This window comes from Paraburkholderia sp. TE9906 (assembly GCF_056279605.1).
This window is the reverse complement of the sequence record NZ_JBWCCT010000012.1, coordinates 1-24,521: the sequence shown is the minus strand read 5'-3', so window position 1 is coordinate 24,521 and position 24,521 is coordinate 1. Positions and strand designations below refer to the sequence as shown.

At 64.7% G+C, this 24,521-nt stretch carries 17 protein-coding genes; 5 read left to right on the top strand and 12 right to left on the bottom strand.

The features are described from left to right. Positions 1 to 19 precede the first annotated feature (19 nt). The 7 genes from ACZ9H4_RS27395 to ACZ9H4_RS27365 all read right to left on the bottom strand — a co-directional run bounded on the left by ACZ9H4_RS27395 (position 20) and on the right by ACZ9H4_RS27365 (position 6,912). Positions 20 to 421, bottom strand: coding sequence for an Hpt domain-containing protein (locus tag ACZ9H4_RS27395; RefSeq protein WP_408326583.1), 402 nt, complete (start codon positions 419 to 421; stop codon positions 20 to 22). Continuing rightward, a complete protein-coding gene (locus ACZ9H4_RS27390) occupies positions 418 to 1,059 on the bottom strand; it encodes a response regulator (RefSeq protein ID WP_408326586.1) in 642 nt (213 codons plus the stop codon). The genes ACZ9H4_RS27395 and ACZ9H4_RS27390 overlap by 4 nt, the downstream gene beginning before the upstream one ends. Positions 1,060 to 1,168: 109 nt before the next feature. Further along, a complete protein-coding gene (locus ACZ9H4_RS27385; RefSeq protein WP_476121814.1) occupies positions 1,169 to 2,221 on the bottom strand; it encodes an OmpA family protein in 1,053 nt (350 codons plus the stop codon). Between the two features lie 176 nt (positions 2,222 to 2,397). After that, a complete protein-coding gene (locus tag ACZ9H4_RS27380; RefSeq protein WP_408141764.1) occupies positions 2,398 to 3,237 on the bottom strand; it encodes an ABC transporter permease in 840 nt (279 codons plus the stop codon). Positions 3,238 to 3,252: 15 nt separating this feature from the next. Continuing rightward, positions 3,253 to 4,521: an ABC transporter permease gene (locus ACZ9H4_RS27375; protein ID WP_476121947.1), complete on the bottom strand. Its 1,269-nt coding sequence runs from the start codon at positions 4,519 to 4,521 to the stop codon at positions 3,253 to 3,255. 132 nt (positions 4,522 to 4,653) lie between these two features. Beyond that, positions 4,654 to 5,703, bottom strand: a complete 1,050-nt coding sequence (locus ACZ9H4_RS27370) for an ABC transporter substrate-binding protein (protein WP_408141766.1) — start codon at positions 5,701 to 5,703, stop codon at positions 4,654 to 4,656. Between the two features lie 111 nt (positions 5,704 to 5,814). Continuing rightward, a complete protein-coding gene (locus tag ACZ9H4_RS27365) occupies positions 5,815 to 6,912 on the bottom strand; it encodes an ABC transporter ATP-binding protein (protein WP_408141767.1) in 1,098 nt (365 codons plus the stop codon). Positions 6,913 to 7,316: 404 nt separating this feature from the next. On the opposite strand from ACZ9H4_RS27365, the gene pdxR reads away from it, so the two are divergent. Continuing rightward, positions 7,317 to 8,864 carry a MocR-like pyridoxine biosynthesis transcription factor PdxR gene (gene pdxR, locus ACZ9H4_RS27360; protein ID WP_408326592.1) on the top strand — a complete coding sequence of 516 codons (1,548 nt, stop codon included), beginning with the start codon at positions 7,317 to 7,319 and terminating at the stop codon, positions 8,862 to 8,864. Positions 8,865 to 8,920: 56 nt separating this feature from the next. On the opposite strand, the gene ACZ9H4_RS27355 is transcribed toward pdxR, so the two are convergent. Both ACZ9H4_RS27355 and ACZ9H4_RS27350 read right to left on the bottom strand, forming a co-directional pair. Next, complete coding sequence (locus ACZ9H4_RS27355) at positions 8,921 to 12,727, bottom strand: DUF748 domain-containing protein (RefSeq protein WP_476121811.1); 3,807 nt, start codon at positions 12,725 to 12,727, stop codon at positions 8,921 to 8,923. 289 nt (positions 12,728 to 13,016) lie between these two features. Beyond that, the gene (locus ACZ9H4_RS27350) at positions 13,017 to 14,432 is read right to left on the bottom strand and encodes a DUF1254 domain-containing protein (protein ID WP_408141770.1); all 1,416 of its coding nucleotides are present in this window, start codon (positions 14,430 to 14,432) and stop codon (positions 13,017 to 13,019) included. A gap of 321 nt (positions 14,433 to 14,753) precedes the next feature. Between ACZ9H4_RS27350 and ACZ9H4_RS27345 the strand changes: the two genes are divergently transcribed. From ACZ9H4_RS27345 to ACZ9H4_RS27335, 3 genes are all read left to right on the top strand, one after another. Then, on the top strand, positions 14,754 to 15,419 hold the full coding sequence (locus ACZ9H4_RS27345; protein WP_408141771.1) for an FMN-binding negative transcriptional regulator: 666 nt from the start codon (positions 14,754 to 14,756) through the stop codon (positions 15,417 to 15,419). Positions 15,420 to 15,532: 113 nt separating this feature from the next. Next, positions 15,533 to 18,226: a heavy metal translocating P-type ATPase gene (locus tag ACZ9H4_RS27340; RefSeq protein WP_476121808.1), complete on the top strand. Its 2,694-nt coding sequence runs from the start codon at positions 15,533 to 15,535 to the stop codon at positions 18,224 to 18,226. A gap of 206 nt (positions 18,227 to 18,432) precedes the next feature. Beyond that, on the top strand, positions 18,433 to 20,406 hold the full coding sequence (locus tag ACZ9H4_RS27335; RefSeq protein ID WP_408154508.1) for a methyl-accepting chemotaxis protein: 1,974 nt from the start codon (positions 18,433 to 18,435) through the stop codon (positions 20,404 to 20,406). 112 nt (positions 20,407 to 20,518) lie between these two features. On the opposite strand, the gene ACZ9H4_RS27330 is transcribed toward ACZ9H4_RS27335, so the two are convergent. Further along, complete coding sequence (locus ACZ9H4_RS27330) at positions 20,519 to 21,172, bottom strand: glutathione S-transferase family protein (RefSeq protein ID WP_408141774.1); 654 nt, start codon at positions 21,170 to 21,172, stop codon at positions 20,519 to 20,521. 217 nt (positions 21,173 to 21,389) lie between these two features. Here ACZ9H4_RS27330 and ACZ9H4_RS27325 point away from each other — a divergent pair, with 217 nt between their 5' ends. Continuing rightward, positions 21,390 to 22,877 (top strand): polyhydroxyalkanoate depolymerase, encoded by a 1,488-nt coding sequence (locus ACZ9H4_RS27325; RefSeq protein ID WP_408154510.1) that lies wholly within the window; start codon positions 21,390 to 21,392, stop codon positions 22,875 to 22,877. Between the two features lie 108 nt (positions 22,878 to 22,985). On the opposite strand, the gene ACZ9H4_RS27320 is transcribed toward ACZ9H4_RS27325, so the two are convergent. Both ACZ9H4_RS27320 and ACZ9H4_RS27315 read right to left on the bottom strand, forming a co-directional pair. Continuing rightward, the gene (locus ACZ9H4_RS27320; RefSeq protein ID WP_168668791.1) at positions 22,986 to 23,420 is read right to left on the bottom strand and encodes a cupin domain-containing protein; all 435 of its coding nucleotides are present in this window, start codon (positions 23,418 to 23,420) and stop codon (positions 22,986 to 22,988) included. 197 nt (positions 23,421 to 23,617) lie between these two features. Further along, positions 23,618 to 24,229 (bottom strand): flavin reductase family protein, encoded by a 612-nt coding sequence (locus ACZ9H4_RS27315; protein ID WP_121320117.1) that lies wholly within the window; start codon positions 24,227 to 24,229, stop codon positions 23,618 to 23,620. Positions 24,230 to 24,521 lie beyond the last annotated feature (292 nt).

Below are 24,521 nucleotides of genomic sequence, written 5' to 3'. Positions count from 1 at the left end.
GGCGACAGGCGCGCATCGCTCAACTTTGTGCGAAACGGACGTCGCCCACCGCTGCGTCGATCGACAACTTGAGCTTCGCCAACGCGTCGACCAGCAACGGCATGAGCATCCCAACCACCGCTTGCTGCCGCTCACGCGCCGCCGCTTCGATTGCGGCGAGCAATGCAATGAGTTCGCCGCAATCGAGCAGACGCGCCGAACCCGCGATCCGATGCGCGGCGCCAGCCACGGCATCCCACGACGACGCAGCAACACTCTCCTGCAACGACGCGAGCGTCGTTCGATTGGTTTCGGCAATCATTTCGAGCAGACGTGCGGCGACCAGGTGATCGTCACACGCCAGTTCGAGAGCTTTCGCGTGGAGCGCACGCGCGCGGTACGCGGGCGTCGGTAGCATCATCGCGCCGGCGTCCCACGTCATTGCGTCGAAGCAATCCGGCAACGCCGCGCCAGATCGATCAGTTCCACCAACGATTTCGCACCGACCTTCTGCATGATGCGAGTCTTGTGGCTGCTGACCGTCTTGTTGCTGATAAACAGCGCGTCGCCGATCGCCTTGTTCGACATGCCTTTCGAGAGCATCTGCAGGATGACCAGTTCCTTATCCGACAGCAGCCTCACGCGCTCTTCCTCATCGAGGGACGCGCCGTGGGCGGGCGGCAGGCCGCTGGTGGTCGTGACCGGAAACACGGTGTAGCCGGCGAGGACTGCCTCCACGCCCCGCATGATCTCCTTCATCTCCTGCGACTTGCCGACGAAACCATGGACGCCGCAGCGCATCGCACGCGGCGCAAATGTGGCGGGGTCATGGCCCGACAGCACCAACACCCGGATCGACGGATGGACGAGCTTCAGCCGCGGAATCACGTCGAGTCCACTGATGCGCGGAATATCCAGATCCAGGATGGCGAGTTTCGGCGTGTGCTGGCGGGCCAATTCGACGGCGGTCTGTCCGTTGTCGGCCTCGATGACTTCCTCGATACCCAGCACCTGCATGAGTTGCATCTTGATGACCATACGGAACGCCGGATGATCGTCGATAACCAGAATAGTTGACATCTATGAACTCCCCCTCGAAACCTTGTCGACGCTGCTCGTCATCGTCAGCCTGGAAGCTACGTCGAACCGTGCGGTGTACCTGTTTTTTATTAGCGTCGTACAGGTCGGCCTATGAAGCCGCGCCTGCCAGTTCTATCTCGACCCGGCGATTGGGCGCGAGGCATCGCACCCGTTCGTCGCGCTTCGTTTGCCAGCATTCGGCTCGCGGATTCTCACTGCCTCGACCCTGCACGACGATCGGCCACGTCACGCCGCGCGTTCGTTGATACTGCTCGACGGTTCGCGCACGCAGCAACGACGGACGCTGGTTGTAGGCGTCGTCAGCCAGGCGGTCGGTGTAGCCGGTAATTGTCAGTTCGCGCGTGGCGTCGGCCTTTTTTAGATCTAGCGCGATGGCATCGAGACGGAGCTTGCCGCGTGGCAGCATCGCGGCGGCGTCGGCACCGTTGAAGCAGAACAGTGAGTCGCCCCGCAGCGTGATTTTTTGCGGCGCGTGTGCCAGCGCCGGTTCAGGCCGGAGCGCCTCCTTTGGCAGCGCCGTTTCCGCCGACTTGCGCAAGTTCTCCCGCACGTCGGGCAGGCGTTTCCCGGCATTGCCAAAACCGCGCATCCACGCGTCGTGCCCCGCTTGCATCAAGTCGACTTCGGCACACGCGAGCGGCGCCTGCGCTTGCGGACAATGAATCACGGCGGCGTCGGCCTTGATTGCATTGACGATGGTCCAGAGATCGGGGCGCACCATCGACACGGTACATAGCATGGGATTTGCAGCGGACACCGGCGTGCCGCGTTCGAGGTTCATCGTGATCATCGCCGCCTCGCCGATCGATTCCTCGACGAAACTCCTGTTGTCTTGCGTGTCGCGCGCCTGTCTGGCTGCATCGATCCAGCATTGCGCCTTTGCGTGGAAGTAGTCGGTCTTGCCGCCCGGCGTTTGATCGAGCCGCGCCTGCAATGACACCAGCGTGGCACGGCGGCTCTTGATCGAGGCGTAGATGTTGATCCATTGCGCATTGGCCGCGCCCGCGGCTTCGCTCTGAATGGCCCCGATGCCAGTTTTCAGCGCACTCCCCTCTTCGATGCCGAGCCGTTCACGCGCCGCATGGTCCGTGTAGCCGGCCAAGGCCAACGCACCGACCAGCGCCGTTAGCGGGAATTTCATGGTCTATCTCCGCCGAGCGCATTCTTTTTAGAAGGCTCAGAGTATGCAGACCCGCAGCCCCATCGGGAATGGGAGCAATCTTATAATTGCGTCAGAGAATTCAGAATCGCATCAGAGAAAAATCCGATCGCGATGCCGGACGGGAACCGGCCATCCTCCGTCGGCACCGACACCGCTCACGCCCTGACTGCCCGTGCGGCGTTGCGTCCGCGCAGCCATTCGAGCGCCAGCAGCAGGGACGTCGAGAAGATGATCAGAATCGTCGCGAGCGCGGCAATGGTCGGGCTGATGTTCTCGCGGATGCCGGTGAACATTTGCCGCGGCAGCGTGGTTTGATCCGCGCCTGCGAGAAACAGCGTCACGACCACTTCGTCGAATGACGTAGCGAACGCGAACAGCGCGCCCGAAATCACGCCCGGTGCGATCACCGGCAGCGTGATGCGGAAAAACGTCTTCAGCGGATTCGCCCCCAGCGACAAGCTTGCGCGCACCAGGTTGTAGTTGAACCCCTGCAGCGTGGCGGCCACCGTGGTGACGACGAAGGGCACGCCGAGCGACGCATGCGCGAGAATCAGACCGATGTAGGTATTGGCGAGCCCGAGCGGCGCAAAGAACAGATACATGCCGACGCCGACCACCACCACCGGCACGATCATCGGCGAAATCAGAATCGCCATCAGTAGCCCTTTACCGCGAAAGTTCGCCTTGGTCAGCCCGATCGCCGCGAGCGTGCCGAGCACGGTCGCGACCACCGTCGCCGAGGGGGCGACGATGAAGCTGTTTTTCGCGGCCATGCGCCACTCGTCGGACGCGACCAGGTTCTGATACCAGCGCAGCGACCAGCCCGGAATCGGATACACCAGAAACGTGCTCGACGAAAACGACAGCGGCACGATCGCCAGCACGGGCAGGATCAGATACAGCAGCGTCAGCACGACGAGCGCGCGCAGCGCGAAATACCACACACGCTCGACCAGTGACGTATGCGGCGCGAACAGGGGCTTGGCAAGTTTCATCGCAATGCGCTCCGTTCAGCCGAGGCTCAATGACGAACGCGTGAAGCGTCCGTAGATCACGTACAGCACGAGCGTCGCCGCCAGCAGCAAGCCGCCGAGCGCGCACGCCATGCCCCAGTTGATCGTCACGTTGGTGAAGTACGCGACGTAGTAGCTGACCATCTGATCGTTCGGACCGCCGAGCAACGCGGGCGTGATGTAGTAGCCGATCGCCAGAATGAACACCAGCAGCGCGCCCGCGCCGACGCCCGGATAAGTTTGCGGCACATACACGCGCCAGAATGCGGCGAACGGATGACTGCCGAGCGAGATCGCGGCGCGCTGGTAGGTGGGCGGAATCGACTTCATCACGCTGTACAGCGGCAGGATCATGAACGGCAGCAGAATGTGCGTCATCGAGATGTAGACGCCGGTGCGATTGAACAACAGTGCGAGCGGATCGTGCAGCAGACCGCTTGCCATCAGCGCCTTGTTCACGAGCCCTTCGCTTTGCAGAATCACGATCCATGCGGCGACGCGCACGAGGATCGACGTCCAGAACGGGATCAGCACGAGAATCATCACCAGATTCGCGCGACGCTCGGACAGCGTCGAAATCCAGTACGCGAGCGGATAGCCGAGCAGCAGCGTGAACAGCGTCACCGCCGCGCCGATCACGAACGTGCGGCTGAACACCTTGAGATAGATCTGCTGATCGGGATCGGTCGGGATGATGCGGCCGAACGCGTCCTGCTTGTGGTCCAGCGAAGCCAGCAAGTAAAACGGCGAGAGCGTGCCGGCGTTTTTCGCAATGGCCTGCCAGTACACGATGTCGTTCCAGCGTTCGTCCAGTTCGACGAATTTTGCGCGTACCTGCGGAGGTGTCAGATGCAAGGGCTGGCTGTTGTCGTCGACGAACGGCATCGCGTGCGCGGACTTCGCGACCAGCGAGCGAAAGCCCGGAATCTCCACGTTCAGACGCCGCGCGAGCGCGCCCATGCCGTCGCTGTCGGCGACCGCGGTGAGGTCGGTGGCGAGCGCGGCGAATGCGGCATCCGGCGGCGGCGTCTTGCGGTCCCAGTTGCTCAACGCGGTCAGCGTATGCGGCAACGCGTTGGCGACTTCCGGGTTCTGCGCGGCGCGCGTGAGCAGCGCGCCGATCGGCACGACGAAAATGAGCAGCAGGAAGATCGCGAGCGGCGCGATCAGCAGCAGCGCCATCGCGCGCTTTCTGGATTCCGCGGCTTTCAGTTCGCGCTTGAGGCGCCCGGTTGATTCAGGCGTCGAATCGGCGGCGATCGTCATCGTAGTCACACCTGTTCTCCCACGTCGCATCCGAGCGTGCGCGCCCGGTTTCGAATCCGCGCGCACGTTTTCATCTATCGATACGGCGCGGCCCCGCCCATCGCAAAGCCGCGCCCTCCTGCCTCGACCCGCTTACTTCGAAGCCCACGAAGAAAAGCGCTGCTCCAGCTCATCCCCGTGATCGGTCCAGAACGCCAGGTTCTGCAGCACCGCGTTCTTGCCGTTGGCCGGCGAATTCGGCAGATTCGCGAGCGTCTTCGGGTCGAGCGCCTTGATCGCCGCCACGTTCACCGGACCGTAGGCGATGTGCTGCGCGTAGTCCTGCTGCGGTTTCGACGACAGCGTATAAGCGATGTACTTCTCCGCCACCGCCTTGTTCGGCGAGCCCTTCGGAATCGCCCAGTAGTCGAGGTCGTAGATGCTGCCGTTCCACACCACCTTGAGGTTCTTGCCTTCCTTCTGCGCGGCGTCGATGCGGCCGTTATACGCGGTGGACATCACCACGTCGCCCGCGACGAGAAACTGCGGCGGCTGCGCGCCCGCTTCCCACCACTGAATGTTCGGCTTCAGTTCGTCGAGCTTCTTGAAGGCGCGGTCCTGACCTTCCTTCGTAGCGAGCACCTTGTAGACGTCCTTCGGCGGCACGCCGTCGGCCATCAGCGCGAATTCGAGGTTGTAGCGCGCGCCCTTGCGCATCGCGCGCTTGCCGGGGAATTTCTTCACGTCCCAGAAATCGACCCAGCCGTTCGGCGCGGTTTTGAGCTTGTCGGCGTTATACGCGAGCGCCGTCGACCACACGAAGAAGCCGACTCCGCACGTTTGCGGCGCTTCGGGAATCAGATCCGACTTCTTGCCGATTTTCGACCAGTCGAGCTTCTCGTATAGCCCTTCGTCGCAGCCCCGGCCGATGTCGCCCGATTCGACTTCCACCACGTCCCAGTTCACATGCTTGGCTTCGACCATCGCCTTCACTTTGGCCTGCTCGCCGTTGTATTCGACGGCGGTCACCTTGTTGCCGCTTTGCGATTCGAACGGCTGGTTGAAGGCGGCTTTCTGCGCGTCGCCATTCGCGCCGCCGAAGTTGACGACCGTCAGCTCGGCTGCATTGACCTGCGCGGCTCCCAGCGCGAGCGCGACAGCACCGACAGCGATGGCGCAGCGCGATTTCCCGATCTTGTTCATGGTGTGTTCTCCTTTGGTGGTGTGCATCAAGCTGAGTACAGTGCGACTTGTTATGTGCTGCTTTGCTTTGCCTTGCCTTGCCTGCGTCGAACCGCTATGCGTTCGACACGTTCACGCCGCCGCGAACACCCGCAGATGCTCGGGCGCAAACTCCAGTGCAACGGGTGCGCCGGGCGCGAAGGTGTCGAGCGCGGCCGTGCCGAGCGGCACCTTGACGAAGCACTCGTCCTGCTCGCGCACGCCGCATCGCATGCGCACGTGGTCGCCGAAATAGATCAGCCCGCGCGCTTCGCCGCTGAGCGCGTTGGCGCCCGGCCGCGTCGAACCGTTCGCGAGCTTCATGCGCTCGGGCCGGATGCAGGCGATCGCAGGGGCACCCGTACGCGCGTCGCCGATATTGCGCCCGGTCAAACGCGTGCCGTCGCTCAGATGAAACTCGCAATACTCGCCGTCGACATTCGCGATCGTGCCGCGCAGCTTGTTGCTGTCGCCGATGAAGTTCGCGACGAACTCATTGCAGGGCGATTCGTAGAGGCGATCGACGGTATCGAGCTGCTGCACGATGCCTTTGTCGAACACGGCGACGCGGTCGGACATGGTGAGCGCCTCGCCCTGATCGTGCGTGACGTACACGAACGTGACGCCGAGCTTCTCATGCAGCGATTTGAGTTCGTACTGCATGTGTTCACGCAACTGTTTGTCCAGTGCGCCGAGCGGCTCGTCCATCAGCACGAGCTTCGGTTCGAACACCAGCGCCCGCGCAAGCGCGATGCGCTGCTGCTGGCCACCGGACAGCTGCGCCGGATAGCGTTTCGCGAAGCTCTCCATGCGCACCATCTTCAGCGCGTTGTGGGTGCGATGCGCGCGCTCTTCCGCGGAATGCTTGCGCACGGTCAACGGATACGCGACGTTCTGCTCGACCGTCAGATGCGGGAACAGCGCGTAGTTCTGAAACACCATGCCGATGTTGCGCTTATGCGGCGGCACCGTATTGAGCAGCGTGCCGTCGAGCCAGATCTCGCCGCCGGTGGGAAATTCGAAGCCCGCCAGCATCATCAGACAGGTGGTCTTGCCTGAGCCGGACGGCCCGAGCAACGTCAGGAACTCGCCCTGATAGATATCCAGATCGAGCTGTTTGACGACCAGCGTTTCGCCGTCGTAGGTCTTGCGTACACCTCGAAAGCTGACGATCACGTCATCGGTTTTCATGCCTTCGTCTCCTGTCGATGGGAGTTAGCGCTTTAGCGCTTACTCCCGTCCCATGCAGTTTCATCGCGGTCGATGGGAGTTAGCGCTTTAGCGCTTACTTCCATCCCATGCAGTTTCATCGCGGTCGATGGGAGTTAGCGCTTTAGCGCTTACTTCCATCCCATGCAGTTTCATCGCGGTCGATCGGAGTTAGCGCTTTATCGCTTACTTCCATCCTATGCAGTTCTATCGCGGCCGATGGGAGTAAGTGCTTCAGCGTTTACTCCCATCCCATGCAGTTTCATCGCAGTGCGGTCCGGCAAGCACCTGCTGCATGGCAGCGGGATTGCATCGATTGCGTGGCTCACTATAGACCGTTACGGTTCTACAATATGGAACCATTTCATTATTCCGGATAGAACCACTTGGACACGGTGATCTTGTCGGACTGGCTCGCCGCGCGGCTCGATCGCGGCGCCGCCGAACCGGTCTACAGGCAAACGTTGCGGCTGATGCAGCAGGCCATCCTGACCGGCCAGTTGCCGCCCGGCACCAAGCTGCCCAGCTCGCGCACGCTCGCCGAAGACCTCGGCATCGCGCGCAATACGGTGCTGCACGTCTACGACCAGCTGACCGCCGAAGGCTATGTGATCTCGACCACCGGCAGCGGCACCTATGTCGCCGATACGCGCCCGGACGCAGCCGCGGTGAACACGCGCCGGAAGCCGGCGGTGGCGGAGGCCGGCGCACGCGGAGCATTGCCTGGGGAAATCCCGAAGCCGCCCAAACGCGACTTGAGCGACCTGTCGAATCGCGGACGACGCCTGATCGACCAGGCAGGCGTCTCCGCCAAGCAGTGGGGCGCATTCATGCCGGGCGTGCCGGACGTCGCGGAGTTTCCCGCGCGCACGTGGAGCCGCCTGCAGGCGCGCTTGTGGAAGGAAGCCAATCCCGATCTGCTCACCTATGCGCCCGGCGGCGGCTACCGGCCGTTGCGGCGGGCGCTGTCGGACTATCTGCGGGTCGCGCGCTCGGTGAATTGCACCGCGGACCAGATCATCATCACGACGGGCATTCATCAGTCGATCGACCTCGCGGTGCGTCTGTTGACCGATGTCGGCGATCGCGCGTGGGTCGAGGAGCCGTGCTATTGGGGCGCGCGCAGCGTGCTGCAATCCTCGGGAATCACGCTGGTGCCGGTGCCGGTCGACGACGAAGGCCTCAATCCGCGCGAACAGGATCTGCAACAGCCGCCGCGTCTCGCGCTAGTCACGCCATCGCATCAGTATCCGCTCGGCATGGTGATGAGCCTCGCGCGCCGCCGCACGCTGCTCGAATACGCGCGCCAGCACAACGTGTGGATCATCGAGGACGACTACGACAGCGAGTTCCGCTACGGCAGCCGTCCGCTCGCGTCGCTGCAGGGACTCGACGACGCCGGTCAGGTGATCTACGTGGGCAGCCTCGGCAAGATGCTGTTTCCGGGCTTGCGCATAGGCTACATGATCGCGCCGGAGCATCTGGTGGATACGTTTCGCACCGGCGTCGCGGAGCTGTATCGCGAAGGGCAGTTGATGCAGCAAGCCGTGATGACCGACTTCATCATGGACGGGCATCTCACGTCGCACGTGCGGCGCATGCGGGCGCTCTACGGCGAGCGCAGGCAGATTCTGATCGACGCGATCACGGCGCGCTTCGGCAGCGAACTGCCCGTGATGGGCGACGAGGCGGGTCTGCACCTGGTGCTGGGTCTGCCGGACCACGCGAACGATCGCGCGGTGACGGCCGCCGCGTTCGACGCCGGGGTGATCGTGCGGCCGCTTGCGAGCTACTACAGCGTCGATCCGCCGCCACGGCGCGGACTGCTGCTCGGCTATGCGTGCGTGGCGAACGACAAGATCGGCCCCGCGTTCGACACGCTCGCGCGCGTAATCGAGCAGACCGCGTTGAAAGCGCCGACGCGCGCCGCGTAATCGACGAGCGGCGCGTCACGCCACGGCACGCGTGGCGTCGCAAGCCGCTCACACCGCTATTTCAGACCGAAGTCCACGCGCGTCGTCGCGCCCTTGTCCTTGATGCCGTCGGCGTTCAGCTTCGGCGCGACGATGAACACCCGGCTGCTGTCGATCTTGCCGTCCAGATACTGCTGCACGCTCTGCGCGCGTTGTTGCGCGAGCTGGCGCAGGCTGGCTTCGTCGATCGGCGCGTTGGCGGCCAGCGCGCTCTTCATGTCGTCGTCCGGCACGCTTTTGGTCAGGCCCACGAAGTTGCGCGGCTTCTTGAAGTCCGCGGCCTTGTAGGCCTTCGTCAGGTATTTGTCGTACTCCTTGGGATCGATCGTGACGGTCGACAGATCGACGCTCTCGCCGTTGCCCACCACGTCCTTGATCTTCTGTTGCTTGACGAGGCGCTCGACGTATTGCGTGCGCAACGCCGGTTCGTCGACGGCCGGATCGACGCGGCCGATCAGATCCATACGCACCGAGGTCTTGTCGGCCAGCGCCTTCACGATCGTGTCGAGCTTTTTGGTGTCGTCATCCGAGAGTTTCGCCGAGCCCGGCTCGAACTCGACATAGCCCAATTCCTCGCCGCTGCCGCCGAATGCGTTGGCGATCAGCGAGAACGGCGCGGTCACCGCTTTCTGCAACAGATTGAGCACCGCATGCCAGATCAGGCCGCCGACGCTGAACTCGGGATTCGACAGCGAGCCCGACACCGGCAGATTCACGTCGATTTCGCCGCGCGAGTTCTTCAGCAACGAAATCGCGAGACGCACCGGCAGTTTGGTCGCCGTGTCGTTGTCGATGTGGTCGCCGAACGTGAGCTGGTCGATGAACAGATGGTTGTCAGCGTTCAGTTGATCGTTGTCGAGTTTGTAGTGCAGATCGACGTTCAGCTTGCCCTTGGTGATCGGATAGCCGGCATATTTCGACGAATACGGCGTGAGGTTGGTCAGTTCGATATCGTGTGCGCTCGCGGTCAGATCGAGTGCCGGTTTGGCAATCAGCGGATTGACAGTGCCGCGAATCGACAACGGCCCGTTGGCCGCCAGTTTCGCGGCGATGTCGACTGGCGCGGGCGTGCTCGATTGCGTGCCGAACGCGCCGACCGTGCCCTGGATGCCGACCAGGTTCGCAGTGAAATTCGGCTTGATGAAGTTGTCCGTGTACGTGACGCGGCCCTGCTGCAGCACCAGTTGACCGAAGTGCAGCTTGACCGGGCTTTGCGGCGGCGTGGCGGCCGTGACCGTGGCGGGCACGGCAGGCGTTGCGGACGAAGCCTGAACCGGCGCGGATGCCGCTGCCACTGCCGATGCCGCGGGCGGCGTCAGGTTCACCGGCTCGGCACCGCTCTTGTCGCGCGTCAGCGATTGCGCGGCGCCGTCTTCATGCGCGACCACGTCGCTCAGATTCAGCTTGCCTTGCGCGTTCAACAGCACGCGTCCATAGAACTTCGTGAACGTCACGCGGCCCGCGTCCACCACCGTGCCGTGTTCGTCGTAGTCGGCCTTCAGGTTGGACAGCGCGAGCGAGCCCCATCCCGCGAACGGGTCCGAGGTCGCCTTGTCGAGCATGCGTACGTCGACGAGCGCCATGTCGCCGTGATAGTTCGCCTTCAACGACTTCTCTTGCGTCAGCGCGAGATCGCCGTTCGCATTGAGCAACGCGCTCGCGATCACCGCGTTCAGCTTGCCGCCGAAGTACGGCTCGAACGCCGCCGCGTCGAGCCGGTTCGCGTTCACCTTGACGGCCACCTTGAGCGGCGTCGCCGTGACGTCGCCCTTCACGCCAAGCGTGCCCTTCTTGTTCAGCGTGGCCTGCAGATCGACCGGCAGCGGACGGCTCAGGTCGTCGCTGATCTGCTGCACTTTCAACTGCAGCGGCGTGACGCTCAGCTTCACCGGCTGCGGCGTGGTGTAATCGGTGAAATTGGCGGTCGCGTCTTTCAGCGTCAACTCGCCGATCTTGTAGTGCCACACGGGCCCCTCGGCGTGCGCCTTTTTGGCCGCGTGAACCGCGGTGCGCTGCTGAGCGGTTTCGTGCGGACCGGCAAGCGACGCGAGGTTGATGCTGCCGTCCTTGAGCCGCTGCGCGTCGATCGCGAGGCCGGTCGTGGCGACGCTGGTGACGTCCGCCGTGCGCGCGCTCAGGTCCACCTGCTTGACCACCACACTGCCCTGCGCGAGCGACACCACCGGCTGCTTGTCGCCACGCGCGGCCAGCTTCAGCGATTGCAGATCCAGTTGCGTATCGGCGACCATCACGGCCGCTGGCGACTTCGACCAGTTCGTGTCGATGTTCGTGGTCACGGACAGCGCGCCGTCCGTCACTTGCGCGGCGGTCGCGGTGTCGAGATAGGGCTGCAACTGCGGCAGTTTCAGCGACTTCAGATCGAGCTTCGCGCTGGCCGTTTTCGCGGCGAGCCCGAGATTGCCCTCGGCGGCGAGCGAACCGGCGCCGGCCTTGAAGTCGGTGTTCAGCGTGTAATGCGCGGGCGCGTTGGCGAGCGTCGAAAAATCGTTCAGCGTCACGGCGAGTTTTTGCAGACCCACGTCAACAGGACGGGAGGCCGCTTCGTCATGCACGTTGACCGTGCCGTCGTTGAGCACGAAGCGTTTGATCGACAGGTCCAGCGGAACGGGTTTTTCGGCGGTGTTCGTGTTCGTCTTCGCGCCGGACGCTGCTGCCGGTGCGCTCGCCGCCGGTTGCTGCGCCACCGCTTCGGTGCCGGACGCGCTCGCGGACGCCGCCGCGTGCGGCGCGGCCGGCGCGGGCGCGAACATCCGCTCGACGCTCAGCACACCGTCCTTGTCACGCGCGAGACTCGCGCTCGGCGCATCGATGCGGATCTCGTCGAAGTGATAGAGGCTCTTCAACGGCTCCAGCGTCGCGGCGGCGACGTGCACCGCGCGCGCCGCGAAAAACGGCGCCTTGCCCTGATCCCGCACGTCCACGTCGTTCATATCGACGGTGCCCGCCACGCGCAGCGAGGGCGCGTCGTTCGACATCACGAAGTTGAGCTTCAGATCGGTGGACAGCTTGCCGGACTGCACGATCACCGGCAGCTTGGTCGGCACATAGGACATCAGGCGCGGCACGTCGAGCCCGTCGAAACGCAGCGAGACTTGCGACTCGCGCGACGCCGCAAACGGCTTGGTCTTGCCGTCGATGGCGAGCGGACTGCCGTCGATGCGCGCGCGCAGCAACGGCTCGACGAAGATATCGGTTTTCGAAGGCAGCGTGGCGATGAACGGAATGCCGAGCTTCCATTGATCGATGACGTGCGTCGCGCCGAGCAGCTTGTCGTCGAACGTGATCTGGCCGTTTTCGAGGCGGATGTTCGACACCGAAAAGAGCGTCGGCTTGCTATCGGGCTTGGCCGGCTGGCTCGCGAACTTCTCGATCAGATCGGTGAAATTGAAGCGCTGCGCATCGTAGCGAACGATATGAAAGCGCGGCGAGTCGAGCTGCACTTCGTCGACGATCGGCGCGCCGCGAAACAGCGAACTCCACGACGGCTTGACGATGAGCCGCTCAATATCCACGAAATCGCCCGCGCCGCCCCGCTCGCCGATATGCACGCGATCGGCTTCGAGCCGCAGCGTGTATGGATTGAGCGCGATGCGGCCGATCGTGGCGGGACGATCGAGCTGCTTGCTGAGCTGTTGCTCGGCGACGTGGCGAATCAGCGGCGGCGCCGCGAAAAAGCCGAGCAGACCGAACAATACGAGAAAGATCAGCAGACCTATGAGGACGCGCCGCGTACGGCGTGACTGCGCGACTTCGCGCACGGTCTGTATGGAAGATGCTAGTGATGCTTTATTGAGGCTTGCCATGCTCGGTTTTGGGTAGTGCGGCGGCAAGCCCGCCGCGAAAACGAAAATCCCGCAAGCGGCAGTATAAGGTGTGAACGTGGTGTGGGATAGGAATGTCAGCCGCGGCTTCAGGATTCGGCCGGGTAATTGCGCCGTCTGCCCATCGCGGCACAGCGATGAACAGACGGCGTGCGATGCGTCAGCGGGTGCGTTGCTGTCATCTCGCCGACGAAATGCGCCGGCAGATTTCATCGGCGCGTTTCGTCGGCGCAACTATCTCAATTTCATCAACACAGTTGACCGAAGCATTTCACTGACGCACGACTGCCGGCGGTTGCCAGCTGCCGTCGGTGGCTTGCGGTTTCGGTGCATAAAGGCGCAGCACCAGTTGCATATCCGTGCGCGGCGCCGGCAGCCAGTTGCCGTTTCTCGCGCGCGTGGACGACACGGTCACGTCGAGCGAACCGTCGCGATTGCGGCGCGCGCCGTTGCGGTCGCCGACCGCGAGACGCGCCGGCGCGCTTTCGCCCAATGCGCCGTCCCGCGTGTAGGCGGTGATCGACCAGAAGCCGCGCACCGGCGGCAGCTGGTTCGGCGCGAAGTGAATCACGTAGCGATTCGCGCCGTTCAGCGGATGGCCGTCGCTGTCCTGGGTGACGACCGCGCGCACTTCGTCGTCGCGCGTGCCGATGCCCGGTTGCGCCCTCGCGGCGTAGGCGCGCAAGGCGTAGTCGGGACCGTAGTTGCCCACCCCGTCGCCGAACCAGCTCCAGCCATTGCCGGTCAGCACGTTGGAAGGCGGTGTGCCGACGCGCTCGTGGCCGTCGGCGAGACCTGCCTCGACCGCGTCGCGCGCGCGCGGCAGCTTCACCGGATTGCCGGGCGTCACGCCAAGGTCCGCGAGAATTTTTAGCGCGTGGGGATCGGCCGGTGTCGGCGGATTGTCAGGCAACGCGTCCGCGAGACGGCTGAAGAAGCCGTTTGCGTCGAGCGCGGCCACCTGCGCGGCGGGCGTGCCGGCGGCGGCCGGCGCGCTATCGGCGTTGCCGCGCGGCGGCGCGACCGGGGCCGAGCGCGAATCGGCCGCGTAGGCGCTCAGCGGCGCGACGCGAATCGCACGTTGCAGTTTGCGGACCGCCGCCAGATCGCGCGCGCCGCTCGACTGGATGCGCACGCTCACCCATGCGTTGGCGGTCGGCACGTCGACGCGCTTCACACCGTTGGGCAGTTCGCCCTGCCAGCCCGGGCCGACGAACGCGATGGTCTGCGCCTTGATGCCCTTCGCGGTGGTCGCGAACTGCGGACCGGTCGACCACACCACATTGGTCCACATGTCGAGCACGCGGGCATCGACATAACGGCCGTGCGAGTCGGGCAAGGACATGAGCACCGGCTCGCTGCCGACGTCGAGCCAGCCGGTCGAGTCGAGCGTGTCGACGCCCGGCTGCGGCGGGTTGGCCGCGCCGATCGGCGGCAGCGCCTGGGCGTGACGCAGCGTATTGAGAGGCGCCTGGCCCGGATCGGTGCCGACCGCGGCGTCGCGCGCCACCCCCATCAGCACGAGCGGATAGCCGAACACGTACGAATCGGCGACTTCATCCTTGATCCAGCCCGCAGTCTTGGGCGTCGCGGACGGGGTCGACGCGCAACCGGCCAGAAAAGCGAGGCCTGCGAACGATGCGCAGGTCCAGTGAATCGAAAATAGTTCTCGGCGATTTTTTATCATTCGTTCAGGTGGCGGAACGTGCGGTCCTATGGGAGATGCCGGTGCGCAGCGATGCCTGCATGCGTGGTCTCCCAAAGCCCAGCGCAGCCAGACCGCAATTCGCGATGCCGACAACATCGGGTTGTATCGTATCCTTGCTAACCAGGCAAGCGCAAAGGCGGAGATCGCGCTTTATCGCACACTGGAGCGGTCCATTTAAGCTGCGGTTGACGCTTTTATGCAGATTCGGTCCGGCTCGCGGCACCTGCCGCGCTTGCCAAAGCACCGATGTTTTTTGGTCCCCTTTGCGTCTTTTCGCCCTTTCGTATCCGGAGCGCTTCAATGTATATGCCCGCCCATTTCGAAGAGAACCGTCCAGAGGTTCTCCACCGCCTGATCGCCGAGCAGCCGTTCGGCGCGCTGATTACGAACGGTCCGAACGGGCTCGACGCGAATCATTTGCCGTTCGAAGCGCAGCTCGTCCCTACAGGGGACGACGCGTCGGCACCGCAAAGCCGCTACCTCCTGCGCGCCCACGTCGCCCGCGCGAACCCCGTCTGGAAAGAAGCCGCCACGCATCCCGACGCCCTCGTGATCTTCCAGGGCCCCGCCGCTTACATCTCGCCGACGTGGTATCCGAGCAAGCATGAAGCGCATCGCCAGGTGCCGACGTATAACTACATCGTGGTCCATGCGCACGGCCGGATCGTCGTGCGCGACGACGAGCCGTTCGTGCGCGGTCTCGTCGCCCGGCTCACCCGCAAGATGGAAGCCGCAGAAGCGGTGCCGTGGAAAATGGGCGACGCGCCCGCCGATTTCATCACGCAGATGCTCGGCGCGATCGTCGGGATCGAAATCGAGGTCACGCGCCTCGTCGGCAAATGGAAGCTCGGCCAGAACAAGGATGCCGCCGACCGGCGCGGCGCAGCCGACACGCTGCTCGCGCGCGCCAGCGATCAACAGCAGGCCGTCGGCCAGGCGATGCTGGAAGCGCCGCCGGCTTTCTGAGCGAACGGTTGCGACGGCGGATCGGCCGCATCGTCGGTCCTTGACTTTCCCATCATGGGAAGGTCGATACTGGATTCACGACGCGGCCCAATGCCGCCACGAGCTTGCCGACCATGACCGACCTTGCCGATCCGCAGCGCACCGCTGCCACGCCCTCTTCCGCTCCCGTCCAATTCGCCGAACTCGATATCGGCGGGATGACGTGCGCCTCGTGCGCGATGCGCGTCGAGAAAGCGCTCGCCAAAGTGCCGGGCGTCACGCGCGCGTCGGTGAATCTGGCCACTGAGCGGGCACGGGTCGAAGGCGATGCGACCGTCGATGCCGAAGCGCTTGCCAACGCCGTGCGCAAAGCGGGCTATGAAGCCACGCTGTCCGCAGGCCCCGACGCGACCCCGGTTGAAACACCGCGAACCACTGAACTGGCGATCGGCGGCATGACCTGCGCATCGTGCGCGACGCGGGTCGAGAAAGCGCTCGCCAAAGTACCGGGTGTCACGCACGCATCGGTGAATCTGGCGACTGAAACCGCCACGGTCAATCTCAGCGGCACGGGCTCCGGCCCGGATGCGCTGATCGCCGCCGTCAAGAAGGCCGGCTACGAAGCGACCCTGATCGCGTCGCCGGAGACCGCGGCGCTCGCCGACTCGACCGGCCAGGCCCCCGCCGTGGCGGATCGCAAGCGCAGCGAGGCTCGCCGCGAACTCGCCGCCGTGCTCGCGTGCGCCGTGCTGACGCTGCCGCTCGTCGTGCCGATGGTCGGCGAATGGTTCGGCGTGCATGCAATGCCGCCGCCGTGGCTGCAATTCGGGCTCGCCTCGATCGTGCAGTTCGTGTTCGGCGCACGCTTCTATCGCGCGGCTTACCGGGCCGTGCGCGCGGGTGCGGGCAACATGGACCTGCTGGTGGCGCTTGGCACGTCGGCGGCGTATGGCATCAGCGTCTACGAACTCGTGTCGCATCCCGGCGACATGATGCATTCGTATTTCGAAGCGTCGGCGGTCGTGATCACGCTGGTGCGCTTCGGCAAATGGCTCGAAGCGCGTGCGAAGCGTCAGACCACCGATGCGATCCGCGCGCTCAACGCGCTGCGCCCCGAGCGCGCGCGCATCCGCGTCGGCGGCGGCGAGCGCGAGGTGCCGCTCGCGCAGGTACAGGTCGGCACGGTGGTGATCGTGCGGCCGGGCGAACGTGTGCCGGTCGACGGCGCGGTGCTCGAAGGCCGCACCCACATCGACGAATCGCTGATCACCGGCGAAAGTCTGCCGGTGCCGAAACAACCTGCTGATACCGTCACGGCCGGTTCGATCAACGGCGAAGGCGCGATTGCCGTGACGACCTCCGCGATCGGCGCCGAAACGACGCTGGCGCGGATCATCCGCCTCGTCGAAAGCGCGCAGGCGGAAAAAGCGCCGATCCAGCGGCTGGTCGACCGCGTCAGCGAAATCTTCGTGCCGGCGATCCTTGCGATCGCGCTGCTCACGCTGATCGGCTGGCTGATCGCCGGCGCAGGCGGCGAAACCGCGATTCTGAACGCGGTTGCCGTGCTGGTGATCGCCTGCCCCTGCGCGCTCGGGCTGGCGACGCCGGCGGCGATCATGGCCGGCACCGGCGTCGCCGCGCGGCACGGTGTGCTGATCAAGGACGCCGAGGCGCTCGAAACCGCGCATCGGGTGAGCATCGTCGCATTCGATAAAACCGGCACGCTGACGCTCGGCCAGCCGTCGGTGACGGCGTTCGAACCGATTGGCGGGATGGGCCGCGACGAAGCGCTGGCGCTGGCCGCCGCCGTGCAACGGCACAGCGATCATCCGTTGGCGCGTGCAGTGGTGAAGGCGTATGAAGCCGCGACGGCGGTTGCTGCGGGTGGGGCAACGGCTGAAGTGGTCGATGCGGCTGAAACCGCTGAGATGCCGCAGACACCCGCGCACGCGACGTCGACAGTGCGGAGCGCAACGGCCCGCTCCGCAACGCCGTTGGCCCATGACCGCCCTGCAACGGCCCCCGCGCTTCACCCACACGTGCCCCAAGCCACCGCCGCACGTGCGGTCGCCGGCCGTGGCGTCGAAGCGGACGTCGGCGGCCGCACGCTCGCGCTCGGCAGCACGCGCTGGCTCGACGAACTCGGCATCGTGTTGCCGCCCACGCTCGCTTCGCGCGCTCACGAACTCGAAGCCGCGGGCAACACGGTCTCGTGGCTCATGCAGCGTGATCGGGAAGCGCCCGTCGCGCTCGCGCTGATCGCGTTCGGCGACACCGTCAAACCGACCGCACGCGCCGCCGTCGAACGGCTGGCGCAGATGGGCATTCACAGCGTGCTCGTCACCGGCGACAACCACGGCAGCGCCGCGAGCGTCGCCCGCGCGCTCGGCATCGACGAATTCCACGCCGGCGTCCTGCCCGACGACAAGGCCCGCGTGGTCCGCGATCTGAAAATCCGTCGCGCGGGCATCGTCGCGATGGCCGGCGACGGCATCAACGACGCCCCCGCGCTCGCCGCCGCCGACATCGGCATTGCGATGGCGACCGGCACCGACGTCGCGATGCACGCCGCCGGCATCACGCTGATGCGCGGCGATCCGGCGCTGGTGGCCGATGCCGTCGACATCTCGCGCAGGACCTGGCGCAAGATCCAGCAAAACCTCTTCTGGGCCTTCGTCTACAACCTGATCGGCATTCCGCTGGCCGCGTTCGGTTTGCTGAATCCGATGCTCGCCGGCGCGGCGATGGCGTTTTCGAGTGTCAGCGTCGTCACCAACGCCTTGCTATTGCGCACCTGGCGCGGCGGGCACAGGCACTCAGGGCGTTAGAAGCATTAGCAGCGCTTCAGGAGCGCATCGAGCACCCGGCGGGCGCCCGCGCCCTTCAAAGGCGCCCCCCCGGCGTCACATGCATTACGAATTACTTTCGACATCCCTAAAGGTAAGCGAAGTCGCAGCCGTAAACCAGACAACGACGCCGGCATGCCTCCCCATGACCGGCGCTCTCGCTTGTCCCCCTTACTCAGCGACTGCCCATGGACTTTCTCTTTTTGCGCCGCGCCAGCGTCGGCGTCCGGCTCGCCGTGCTCTCGTGCGTGCTGGTAGCGTTGCTTTTCGCCGCTTTCGCGTGGGCGCTCACGCGTGCCGCCGGCGGCCAGGTTCGCGATCAGGTGCTCGAACGTATCGCCGAAAAAGACCACTCGATCGCGGCAATGATCACGCTGTTCGACAAGGCGCTGTCCGCTGAAGTCGACCGCTCGATGGCGCTGCTCGCGAGCTTCCTGCCCACCGACTTCGCACTCGACGACACGCAGAAAGTCGACATCGGCGGCATCGCGACGCCGACCTTCAAGGCCGGCGACAAGGTGCTGAACCTGGACTTCACGATCCCTGACCAGTTTCTCGAGCGCAGCGGCGCGGTCGCCACCGTGTTCGCGCGCAGCGGCGACGACTTCGTGCGCGTGACGACCTCGCTGAAGAAACAGGACGGCTCGCGCGCGATCGGCACGCTGCTCGACCGCAAGGGACCGGCCTATGCGCCGCTGCTCGCGAACCGCTCCTATACGGGATTGGCCGCGCTGTTCGGAAAACGTTTGATCACGCAATACCGGCCGATTACCGATGCGAGCGGTCGCGTGATCGGCGCGTTGTTCGTCGGCGTGAACGTGGACAAGGAGATTCGATCGGTCGAGGACGGCATCCGCAATCTGAAGATCGGCGCAAGCGGTTATTACTTCGTGCTCGACGCGTCAATGGGCGCGGATCGCGGCAAGCTGCTCGTGCATCCGGCCGCAGCCGGCCAGAAGGCGGACGACGCGAACGCGCCGTATCAACGCATGCTCGACATGAAGCAAGGCCAGCTCGACTACCGCTCCGCCGACGCGACGCTCGGCGAGCCGGATGCGCGCGACAAATTCGTCTCGTTCGTCACCGTGCCGGAGTGGCAATGGCTGGTGGGCGGCGTCGCGCCGCGCGACGAAGTGCTGGCGGACGTCGTCGCGACGCGCAATCGCTTCGTGCTGCTCGGTCTTGCGCTGGTCGGCGTGTTCGCGATCGTGTTCCTGATCGCGGTGCGGCGCCTCGTCAGCCGTCCGCTCGACGAAGCCGCGAAAGCGTCCGAGCGCTTTGCCTCGGGCGATCTGAGCGTGCGCGTGGCGCGGCACGGCACCGCGCGCGCCGACGAAATCGGCCGCCTGATGCAGTCGATCGACGGGATCGGCGAAGGCCTCGCGCGTATCGTTTCGCAGGTGCGCAATGCATCGGCGGATATGTCGGAGGGCACCGAGAAGATCGCCACCGGCAGCGGCCATATCGCGGCGCGCATCGCCACGCAGGCGAGCAGCCTCGAAGAAACTGCCGCCAGCATGGAGCAGATCACGTCGACCGTGCAGCAGAACGCCGCTCACGCGACGCAAGCCAACACGCTCGTCACGCACGCCGCCGATGCCGCGCTCGAAGGCGGCCGCGCGGTCGAGCGAGTGGTATCGACGATGGGCGAGATCAGCCGCTCGTCGCAGAAGATCGCGGAGATCACGACGGTGATCGAAGGCATCGCGTTCCAGACCAACATCCTCGCGCTGAACGCCGCCGTCGAAGCCGCGCGCGCGGGCGAGCACGGCAAGGGCTTCGCGGTGGTCGCCTCGGAAGTGCGTGCGCTCGCGCAGCGCAGCGCGGCCTCGGTGAAGGAAATCGAAAGCCTGATCGCGAGTTCGACGGCGACGGTCAAAAGCGGTTTCCGGATCGCCGAAGAAGCCAGCTCGACCATGCAAGGCATCGTTCAGCAGGTCGGGCAGGTGCGCGCGATCATGAGCGAAATCAACGTCGCGTCGCGCGAGCAATCGGGCGGCATCGAGCAGGTCAACCTCGCCGTCACGCAGATCGGCGAGGCGACCCAGCAGAACGCGACGCTCGTCGGCGATGCGGAACTCGCGGCCGCCGAATTGCGCGAGCAGGCCGCGCGTCTTGCGCAAGTGGTCAGCGTGTTCAAGCTCGAACGCGGACGCGAGTGACCCGGCGGTCGCGCTGCCTGAAGCGCGGCGCGGTGTTCGTTGCCGCGCCGGCTGTGCTTCCGTTAGTGCGGCCGATGCGCGCGTCGCGTGTTCGCGCTACTACGACGCCGGCTTAAAACTCGACGTCCAGTTCGTCGATTTCTTCGACTTCCTGCTGCGCGTCGGCGATCCACTGCTGCATTTCGGGCAGCGCAATGACACGCTGTCCGTATTCGACGATTTCCGGATCGAGCTTCACGTCGTAAGTCACGAAACGCATCACCACCGGCGCGTACATCGCATCCGCCGCGGTGCGCTCGCCGAACAGAAACGGACCGCCGTACTGCTTCAGGCACTCGCCCCAGATCGTTACGATCCGATCGATATCCGACTGCGCGCGCGCCCACACCTTGAAGCCCGGAAAATGCGCCTTGAGGTTCATCGGCAACGCCGAGCGCAGCGAAGCGAAACCCGAATGCATCTCGCCGCAAATCGAGCGGCAGTGTGCTCGCGCGCGAATGTCCTTCGGCAGCAGCGCGGCTTGCGGTTTCACTTCGTTCAGATATTCGGCGATCGCGAGCGTGTCCCAGATCTCGATGCCATCGTGCACGAGGCACGGCACCAGAATCGACGGCGACAACAACAGCAGTTCGGCACGCGCGGCAGGATCGTCGATCGGCATCACGATCTCGTCGAACGGCAAGCCGCTGAACTTCGTCAACAGCCAGCCGCGCAAGGACCACGACGAATAATTCTTGCTGCTGATTGTGAGCGTGGTATTCGCCATACGTTTCTCCTCCAGATGACGCGCCCGGCCGACGCCTGAGCTCAGGCATGCACGCCGCCGTGCGCGCACGCACCAAAGCGCGGCACTTCCGGCCCGTTCCGTCGACTCGCGCAAATGCCATGCCAACGCGAGAACCGCGTCCCGGCCCCAAGGGCCGGCATGGCACATGACTTGCCTCTATTCGGGCTCCTTCCTTTCCTGCACTCGTGCGAAGGTTATGAACCTGTTCGCATACTCCGCATTCCAGGCCGGCGCCGACATGATGCTGCCGATACGGCACGGCGCGGCACTGATGAATCATTCGCTCGACGCGTGGCCCGCGTTCGGCGACACGTCGCACGGCCGCTCATTGCGCGCGGCCTGCGAGCTGTTGACGCTCGCCGGACTCACGCCCGTGCGGCCGCCGTTCGGCATCGACAGCGTGGTGACGGAAGGCAGGCAGGTGGCCGTCGTCGAAGAAATCGCCGCGCACACGCCGTTCTGTTCGCTGTTGCATTTCCGTAAGGACACCACGCTGTCTGCGCCGCAGCCGCGCGTGCTGATCCTCGCGCCAATGTCCGGCCACTTTGCGACGCTGCTGCGCGGCACCGTGCGCACCATGCTGGCCGACCACGACGTCTACATCACCGACTGGCACAACCCGCGCGACGTGCCGCTGAGCCAGGGCCGCTTCGGCTTCAACGAATTCGTCCAGCACGTGATCGACTTCACGGAGAAGATCGGGCCCGGCTCGCATCTGCTGGCGGTGTGCCAGCCGACCGTCGCCGCGCTCGCGGCGGTCGCGCTAATGGCCGCCGACGATCATCCCGACCAGCCGGCCAGCATGACGCTGATGGCCGGGCCGCTCGATACGCGCATCAATCCGACGCGGGTCAACGAACTGGCGAAGAGCAAACCGATCGAGTGGTTCGAGCGGAATCTGATCAGCGCGGTGCCGTTCGGTTTCGCGGGCGCGCATCGGCGCGTGTATCCGGGCTTCATGCAGTTGAGCGCGTTCATGTCGATGAACCTCGCCCGCCATGCCGACTCGTTCGAGACCATGTATTACGAGCGTGCGAAGGGCGATCCGGCGAAAGCCGACGCGATTCACACGTTCTACGAAGAATACTTCGCGACGATGGACCTGACTGCCGACTTCTATCTGGAAACCGTCGACACGGTTTTTCAGCGGCACGCGCTGCCGTTGCATGCACTCGAAGTGGAAGGGCGGCTGGTGGACCCGTCGAAGATCCGCCGGACTGCGTTGCTCACGGTCGAGGGCGAGAAAGACGATATCTGCGCGGTCGGGCAGACGCTTGCCGCGCAGGACATGTGCGACAAACTGCGGCCATATCTGAAGACGCATCATGTGCAAACCGGCGTCGGGCATTACGGCGTGTTCAACGGCCGCCGCTGGGAGCGGCACATTTATCCGCGCGTGCGGGCCGTGATCTACGACAACGAGCCGCGGGCGGTGCTGGTGAGTTCGCGGGCGCGCACGATCAAGCCTGTGCCGATGCCCGCTGCGACCGCAGCGGAGATGACCGCGGCGGCGCCGGTTGCCGCGGCGGTGGTTGCGGTGGAAGCGGATGCGCAGCTGGCGGCGGGCGGGGTGAATGGCTCCGGCGCGAATGCCAACGGCAGCGGCGGTTCAACCGCCGTTGCTGGTGCGCCAGCAAAACCGTCTGCGGCGCGAGCGCCCCGCAGACGGCCATCGGCGAGTTAGTGGGGGTGGCTGGGCCTGTCTGCTGCGCGGTACGTCGCGGTGCGGCGTATGCGCACGGTGTTGGCTGCGCTGACGGTTACCCCGCCGCCAGCGCCGCTCCCATTTCCATCAAACCGCAACGCTCTTCCACGGCTTCACCGCCGGCACTTCGCACGGCCCTTCGACTTCGATCGATTTGAAATCGGCAGGCGACACGATCTCGATGTACTCCATGTCTTCCGAGTAATCGAACAGATAGTGGACGATGCCAGGTGCCTGGTGCACGCAATCGCCGGCGGCGACCAGTGTTTCCTTGTCGCCGTACATGAAGCGCGCCCAGCCCTTCAACATGATCACAATGTGGAAGTCGGCCTCATGACGGTGCCAGCCGGTGCCTTGCTCTGGTGCGTGATTCGCCTTGACGAGTTGCGCGAGCACCTTGCCGCCGGTCGCCTGCGCGATGCCCAGATCGCGGTAGAGAAAAAAGTCGCGTAAGCCCTGATCCACGTAGGACGTGTCTTGCGGACGGACATGGCTGAATTGCGTGGCGAATTCGGTGGACATGATCGCGCTCCATGAGAGTGAGCCGGCAGTTGAAACGACGCGTTGGAGCGTCGATTGCAAGCATCAAGCAGGCCAGTTTTCTGGCGCTGGCCGGGTTCTGCGGCGGCACGCGATGGCGCGCGTTACTTCAAATGCTTCAGATGCCGCGCCGCATTGCGCGGCACGGCGTGGCGTACTTCAATCGTCGGGGTCGTCGCTCAGGCGGTTGGGCGGAACATCTGAAACATCTCGCCGATTTGCGCATAGTCGGCGCGATAGCCCGCGCGCATGATCGGCTGCGCGGCCTGAGTGTCGAACAGGCCGTCTTTCAGATACGCCTCGTTGATATGCACGCCGACCACCTGGCCGAGCGACAGATAGTTGTCCATCGGCTTGCCGTCGAGCGTATGCAGACGCACCACTTGCAGCAGCTTGCATTCGAGCGCGGCCGGCGATTCGGCGACGTGCGGCACTGCGACATTGCGGCCGGGCGCGGGCGTCAGGCCGGCGAGTTCGAATTCGTCGACGTGCGGCGCGACCGGCGCCGACGAACGGTTCATCTGTTCGGCGAGCGGCCGCGTCGCAAGATTCCAGACGAATTCGCCGGTGGCCTCGATGTTGTTGACGCTGTCTTTACGGCCCTCGCTGCTAAAGCCGATGATCGGCGGGAAAGTGGCGAACGCGCCGAAGAAGCTATAGGGCGCGAGGTTCAACGTGCCGTCGGTATCGCGCGAAGAAATCCAACCGATCAGACGCGGAGCGACGATGGCCTTGAACGGGTCGTGCGGCAGGCCGTGGCCGGCAGCGGGGTCGTAGAAGTAGTGGGACATGACGTGGTGGTGAGTTGGCGGGTGACGCGAAGTGACTAGTTATACCGCAGAGTGGCGAGAGTCGCTGCGGGCGTCTTGTGGCATGGAGCGGGAGGCGTTGCTGCTTTCTTCGATGCTGCGGCAAGGCTGTCACGAGGTGCCAGGAGCATGGTGCAAACGCGGCAGCAATGTCGTTGCAACGCGCGGCGCGGCGCGCCGGAGGTGTCAGGAATTTTGTGTGCTGAGGTCGGTTAAAAAATCTCAGCTCATCGCGGCGGTGAATCGCTCGCCGAACAGAATGGCGAACTGATTG